The organism is Bradyrhizobium jicamae (assembly GCF_001440395.1).
In the GTDB taxonomy this organism is placed as follows: Bacteria; Pseudomonadota; Alphaproteobacteria; order Rhizobiales; family Xanthobacteraceae; genus Bradyrhizobium; species Bradyrhizobium jicamae.
In genome coordinates this window covers 21,388-27,520 of record NZ_LLXZ01000015.1, presented here as the reverse complement: position 1 = coordinate 27,520, position 6,133 = coordinate 21,388, and the positions used below count along the sequence as shown (strand labels likewise).

The window sequence follows — 6,133 nt, the reverse complement described above, 5'->3', positions numbered from 1 at the left end:
GTCCGGCCGGCGCGGCCAACGGTTCACCCTTCACCAGCGTGCGCGCCGCGAGCGCATCGACTGCGGCCGGGCGCGAGCCGGGGCCACCGAGCAACTGATCGGTGCCGACGGATGAGGCCACGAGCGGCATGACCGGTCCGGCCAATGGACGCGGCGCCGGCTGGCCGGGCGCGACACTGGCCTCCGGCGTTGTCGGCTCGATCGGCACGGCGATCGGTCCGGAGCGTGCGGCCAGGAGCCGCGTCACCTCGCGCTCGACATAATGCGCGAGCTTGCGTGCGCCGGGCTTGGTGAAGAAGACGCCGTCGGCGGTGCGGAGCTGGCGGATCTGGCCTTCGAAGTCGGGACCCTTTTGCAGGAAACGGCCGGCTTCATCGACAAAGCCGTCCCAGATGTCGACATAGGTGATGCCGGCCTTGCCGGCGCCGTCGCGATACAGCGCATCGAGGAACAGCATGTCCGCGGTTCCCTTTGGGCCGCGGATCGCAGGCAGACCGACCCACAACACCGGCACGCCCTTGGTTTTCAGCACGCCGATCAGTTCTTCGATCTTCTTGGCGTAGAGTTCGACCCAGCGCTCGTCGCGAAACTCGTAGAGCCCGCTGCCCGAGCGGGCGTTCTTCTCGGGCGTGGCGGTTTGCGGCGTATCGTTGTCGGCGGCATCGTCAGGCGACAATTCGGCGTCGACCGGCTTCTCGTCGCGTTTTGCTGTCTCCGTCGAGCCATCCGGCTTCGGCTTTCCGTCTGCCGGCTTGGCGTCCGGCTTGCCGCGGGCGTCTTTCTTCTCATCCTTCTTGTCGGTCTTCTTCTCGGTGACCGCCTCGCGGATGGCCACGCGGTCGTTGAGGCCGAGCATGACGACGATGGCGTCGGGCTTTTCGGTGGCGAGGATGGCCTTGGCAGCCGCAGTCCAATCGGCGGGCTCGCCGCGCGGCTGATATTTGATCAGGCCGGAAGCGGTCTTGTGCTTGCGGATCACGCCCATGTCGGGCTGCTCGGAATAGGCATCTTCCAGGCCATAGCCGAGCCAGTCGGCCATGGCGTCGCCCAGCACCAGCACGTTACGTTCCGGCACCGTGTCGCGCTTGGCCGGTCCGGGCGCGCGGGAGAAATCCTGGCGCGGCGCCTGGGGCTGCTGCTGCTGTTGAAACGGCGCAAAGAAATCGCCGCCGAACCAGCCGCCGCCACGCTGCGGCGATTGCCGCTGCGGGGAACCGCCAAAGCCGCCGAAATTGAAAAACTGTGCGGAGGCTGGCCCGACGATCCCGACCAGCATCGCGATGACAACCGCCAGCACGGCCAGAGGACCGGTATCGGTGAACACGCGCAAGAAGGACTTTGGCTTTCGCATCCGGCTCGGTCGCAAAATGGATCGTGAAGCGTCAAATATAGTAACGGAATCGGGCCGCAAGCGGGCAGATTTTCCCCATAAACCGGGGTTCCGGCCCGATCGTCAAGGCTTCTGCCGAATCATGGCTTTCAGGGTTACTTTCGACCCTGAAAGTGGGGTTTTCGAGCGAGGTGGACGCCAGTTCCGTGTGAAGAAAACGCGTCAAGGGTCTACCGCCCCCTAAGCCGCTCCAGCACATCGGAAGAGGCGAATCCGTCCGCCGGCGCCCCGATCGAGGCCTGGAAGCCGCGCAGCGCCTCCCGCGTCTGGCCGCCGAACTGGCCGTCCGGTGTGCCCTTGTAGAAGCCGCGCTGGGCCAGCAATTGCTGCAGTTCCAGCCGCTCGGCTCGCGACAATACCCGTTCCTGCCGCGGCCAAGGCTGCACGAACGGCGGCCCGCCGCGCAGGCGGTCGGCGAAATGGCCGATCGCGAGCGCATAGGCCTCAGCCGGGTTGTATTTCATGATCACCCGGAAATTCTGCAGCATCAGGAAACCCGGCCCCTGCGTGCCGGCCGGCGCCAGCAGATAGGCCTTTTCGGTTGAATCGGGGAACGGCTTGCCGTCGGCCCGGACCATGCCCTGCGCCTGCCACTGCGCGATGGTCATCGCCTTGGACTTATCCGCCAGCATGAAATTGAAACCCTGCGGCAGCACCACCTCATAGCCCCAGCTTCGGCCGGTCTGCCAGCCGTCCTTCTTGAGGTTATTGGCGGTGGACGCGATCAGGTCGGCGGCGTTGTCGACGACGTCGCGGCGACCGTCGCCGTCAGCATCGACGGCGTAGCGCTTGAAGGCGGTCGGCATGAACTGCGTCGGTCCGAACGCGCCGGCCCAGGAGCCGCGCATCTGTTCGGGACGCAGATCGCCGCGGTTGAGGATTTCGAGCGCGGTCAGGAATTCGTCCTTGAAATAGGCCTGGCGGCGGCCGATGCAGGCCAGCGTTGCCGTTGAATTCACCACGTTGCGGTCGCCCATCTGCGTCGAGTAATTGGATTCGATGCCCCAGATCGACGCGATGATGTAGCGGTCGACGCCATAGGCCTTCTCCGTCGCATCGAATTGCGGCTTGTATTTCGCGAGGATCTCGCGGCCCTTGGCGAGGCGGTTGTCGTTGACGAGGATGTCGAGATAATCCCAGATCGCCTTGGTGAACTCGGGCTGCGAATCCATCAGGTCCATGATGCGCAGATCCGGTTCGAGGCCTGCGGTGAAGCGCTGGAAATTTTCCTGGGTGATGTTGCGCCGTGCGGCATCAGGCCACATCGAGGCGACGCAATTTGGAAAGTTCGCAGCCGCCTCGCGGATCGCGCTCGCGGTCATCAGAGGGTGGCCGGAGGCGCCATCCTCGCCGCTCCAGGGCGGCGGGCCGCCGTCGGGGCCTGGCGCAGCCTGCGCGGCAGGCGCGGATTTCTGGCCGGGGAAGAGGTTGCCGAGAAAGTTCGAAACCCCATTATTCCCCGAGGATTGGGCGAAAGACGGGCTGACAAAAGCTGCCTGACCGGAACACAACAGCGCGGCCGCGATTAAGATCGCGCCGGTTCGATTGCTCATCGCTCGTTCAGCTAGGCACATGCAGTGTCCGTCCGTCGTTCTCACCCCGGTTCTAAAGGCCCTGCCACGGTTTCCAATAGCTTAACAATGGGCATTTTGTTGTCGCGCTGCCCGCGCGCAAGGGGAGGTGAGTGGTCACCATACATCCGCCTTTGTTCAGGGCTGCAAACCGGCTATCAACGTGCTTTCAAAGCACTTTCCTCATTTCTAGGGCTCCCGACATCCCATGAAGATCCGTAAAGCCGTTTTTCCGGTCGCCGGTCTCGGCACCCGCGTCCTGCCCGCCACCAAGGCGATGCCGAAGGAGATGCTGACCATCGTCGACAAGCCGTTGATCCAATATGTGGTCGACGAAGCCAAGGAAGCCGGCATCGAGCATTTCGTCTTCGTTACCGGCCGCAACAAGGGCGTGATCGAGGATCATTTCGACCGGATGTTCGAGCTCGACACCACGCTCGCGGCCCGCGGCAAGAAGGCGGAGCAGGATATCCTGGCGCGCGACCAGCCCGAAGCCGGCGCCATGAGCTTTACCCGCCAGCAGGCGCCGCTCGGTCTCGGCCACGCCGTCTGGTGCGCGCGCGACATCGTCGGTGACGAGCCGTTCGCGGTGGTGCTGCCGGATGAGCTGGTGCTGAACAGCCCGGGTTGCCTGAAGCAGATGATCGAGGCCGCAAGCAAGCTCGGCCCCAAGTCCAATCTGCTCGCGGTGGAAGCGGTGCCGGACGATCTCACCCATCAATACGGCATCTGCGGTGTCGGCAAGCGCCTCGCCGAGAACATGTTCGAGGTCGACGGCATGGTGGAAAAGCCGCCGAAAGGCACCGCGCCGTCTAACCTCTCGATCACCGGGCGCTACATCCTGCAGCCGGAAATCTTTGAGATACTGGAGACGCAGGAGCGCGGCGCCGGCAACGAGATTCAGCTCACCGATGCGATGAAGACGCTTGCCAGGACGCAAAGCTTCTATGGCGTCGAGTTCGAGGGCGAGCGACACGATTGCGGCTCCAAGTCAGGCTTCCTCCGCGCCAACATCGCCTACGGCATGGCGCGCGCCGACCTGCGTGACGGTTTGCGCGCAGAGATGAAGAAGTATCTGGAGAAATAAGGGGCGGAGGCGCAATCGGCGTCCTCCACTGTCATCATCCGCGAAAGCGGATGATCCAATACTCCGCGGCATCGGTGATTGATTGGAAGGCAGCACGGCGTGCTGGATGCCCGCTTTCGCGGGCATGACAAGATAGCCTAAGCCACCAGCGCGAGCTGCGGGATCGCGGCGACCACCGACTGGTTGCGCCCATTGGCCTTGGCGGCGTACAGCGCCCTGTCGGCAGCTTCGATCAGATAGGTCCAATCGATCGCCGCTGTGGGCGTCACGCTCGCCACGCCGACGCTGATCGTCGTGACAGGATCTTCCGACCATCGCTCGACTTTCAAGCGGATGGTTTCGGCCACGGCGAATGCTTCCACCACCGAAAGGCCCGGCAAGAGTACTGCGAATTCCTCGCCACCATACCGCGTCGGACAATCGCCGGCGCGTCGCACCGAGTCCGAAATGCAGATCGCGATGCCGACCAGCACCTGGTCGCCGGCCTGATGGCCGAAAGTGTCGTTGTAAGCCTTGAAATGGTCGGCATCGATCATCAGCACCGCGACAGGGGTCTGGTTGCGCGCCGCCCGCCGCCATTCCGCGTCGATCTCGATGTCGAACTTGCGCCGGTTCTTCAGCCCCGTCAGCGCGTCGGTGGTTGCCAGCTCCTCCAGCTTGTCCTCGGCTTCCGCGCGGCGGCGGATCTCGCGCGCGAGGAATAGCGTGGTGCCGACCACGAACAGGATCAGCACCAGCATGATTGCGCCGATCCGGATCACTTCCCGGTGCCAAATGTTGAGGATGGTCGAGAGCGGCTTTCCGACCACGACAAAGAACAGGCTGGTGCTGCCGCTGCGGACGTAAAGCCGCGGTGTCGGATCGACCGGCCCGACGCCGGCATAGGCTGCGCCTTCCTTCAGATTCTCAGCGCGCCAGCTCGGCCGCTCGGCCAGATTCTTTCCGATGACTTCGATGTCGAACGGCGTCCGCATGATGATGGTTCGGTCGCGGCGCAGCACGGTGATCGTATCGCCGGGATTGAGCGTGAGCCGGCCGAACAGTTCGTGGAAATAGCTGAAACGAATCGAGCCCACCACGACGCCCATGAAGCCGCCGTCGGTATCGTTGATGCGCCGGCTGAACACGACCGAATAGGCGCTGCGGCGTAGCATCGGGCGGCTCATGTAAAGGCCGACATCGGGATTGGCGCGATGAACCTGGAAATAGTCCTCGTCGCCGCGATTCTCCGGCGCCGGGTCGAGGCTCGACGCATCGTGTGTCAGGTTGCCTTGCGCGTCGAACGCCTGGATCACGCCGAAATGCTTGGCGGTGGCGGCATGATCGAACAGGATCAGGTGCTGGATCTCCCTGGTGACGCCCTTGATCTCCGGCATCACGAGGTTGCTGGCGACGGCGCGCAGCGAAAGGTCGTAAAGCTCGATATTCCGGCTGATGTCGGCATCGATGCCGGCGGCGAGATTCTCCAGGGTCTGGCGTGCGAGTTCTTCCTCGCCGCGGCGCATGTCGAGCATGACGCTGGTGCAGATCGCGGAGAAACCGATCACCGTCGCGATCGATGAGGCGATCAGGAGCTTGGTCGACAGCCGCCAACGTCGGCGGCCGGAGACTTTCCCGAACCAACCCCTTCCGGCCACGTCGCTTTGCCGTCCGAATAGCATCGTCTGTTCCCGCTATCCGGTATGCGCCTGATAAATTGTTGCGGCCTTAAGCGGCGAGCGCGATATGATAGAGAGTTAACGGCTGGTTGCCGGCGCCGACGGTTTTGTGCAAATCGCCATTGGGGACACGCTTGAACGTTTACGACCCGTTACGGGACTATCTGAAGGCGCAGACGCTTTCCGAATTCGTGCTGAGCTTCGAACAGATCGAGGAAATCATCGACGCCGCGCTGCCGCGCGCCGCCCAGCGCGCGTCATGGTGGGAAACCCTGCGCAGCCCGCAGGAGAAGATGCCGCAGCGCGAAGCCTGCCTGGAAGCCGGCTACATCGCGACCCGGCAGGCGGACGCGAAAAGCGTGAAGTTCAAGAAGATGCCGGTGAGGCGGTGAGGGGCGCGGTTCGCCCGTCATCACCGGTGCATGCA

Annotated in this window: 5 protein-coding genes; 2 read left to right on the top strand and 3 right to left on the bottom strand. The window is 63.8% G+C overall.

Annotated elements, in window-relative coordinates; translation table 11 throughout:
• Both CQ12_RS03515 and CQ12_RS03510 read right to left on the bottom strand, forming a co-directional pair.
• Positions 1-1,351, bottom strand: a 1,351-nt coding sequence (locus CQ12_RS03515) for an SGNH/GDSL hydrolase family protein (protein ID WP_057833975.1), incomplete at its 3' end; no start/stop codon positions are given.
• A 209-nt stretch (positions 1,352-1,560) separates the two neighbouring features.
• Complete coding sequence (locus tag CQ12_RS03510) at positions 1,561-2,943, bottom strand: lytic murein transglycosylase (protein ID WP_057833974.1); 1,383 nt, start codon at positions 2,941-2,943, stop codon at positions 1,561-1,563.
• Between the two features lie 226 nt (positions 2,944-3,169).
• Here CQ12_RS03510 and galU point away from each other — a divergent pair, with 226 nt between their 5' ends.
• A complete protein-coding gene (gene galU / locus CQ12_RS03505) occupies positions 3,170-4,048 on the top strand; it encodes a UTP--glucose-1-phosphate uridylyltransferase GalU (RefSeq protein WP_057833973.1) in 879 nt (292 codons plus the stop codon).
• 137 nt (positions 4,049-4,185) lie between these two features.
• On the opposite strand, the gene CQ12_RS03500 is transcribed toward galU, so the two are convergent.
• A complete protein-coding gene (locus tag CQ12_RS03500; protein WP_057833972.1) occupies positions 4,186-5,709 on the bottom strand; it encodes a sensor domain-containing diguanylate cyclase in 1,524 nt (507 codons plus the stop codon).
• Positions 5,710-5,840: 131 nt separating this feature from the next.
• Here CQ12_RS03500 and CQ12_RS03495 point away from each other — a divergent pair, with 131 nt between their 5' ends.
• Complete coding sequence (locus tag CQ12_RS03495; protein ID WP_057833971.1) at positions 5,841-6,098, top strand: DUF7662 domain-containing protein; 258 nt, start codon at positions 5,841-5,843, stop codon at positions 6,096-6,098.
• Positions 6,099-6,133 lie beyond the last annotated feature (35 nt).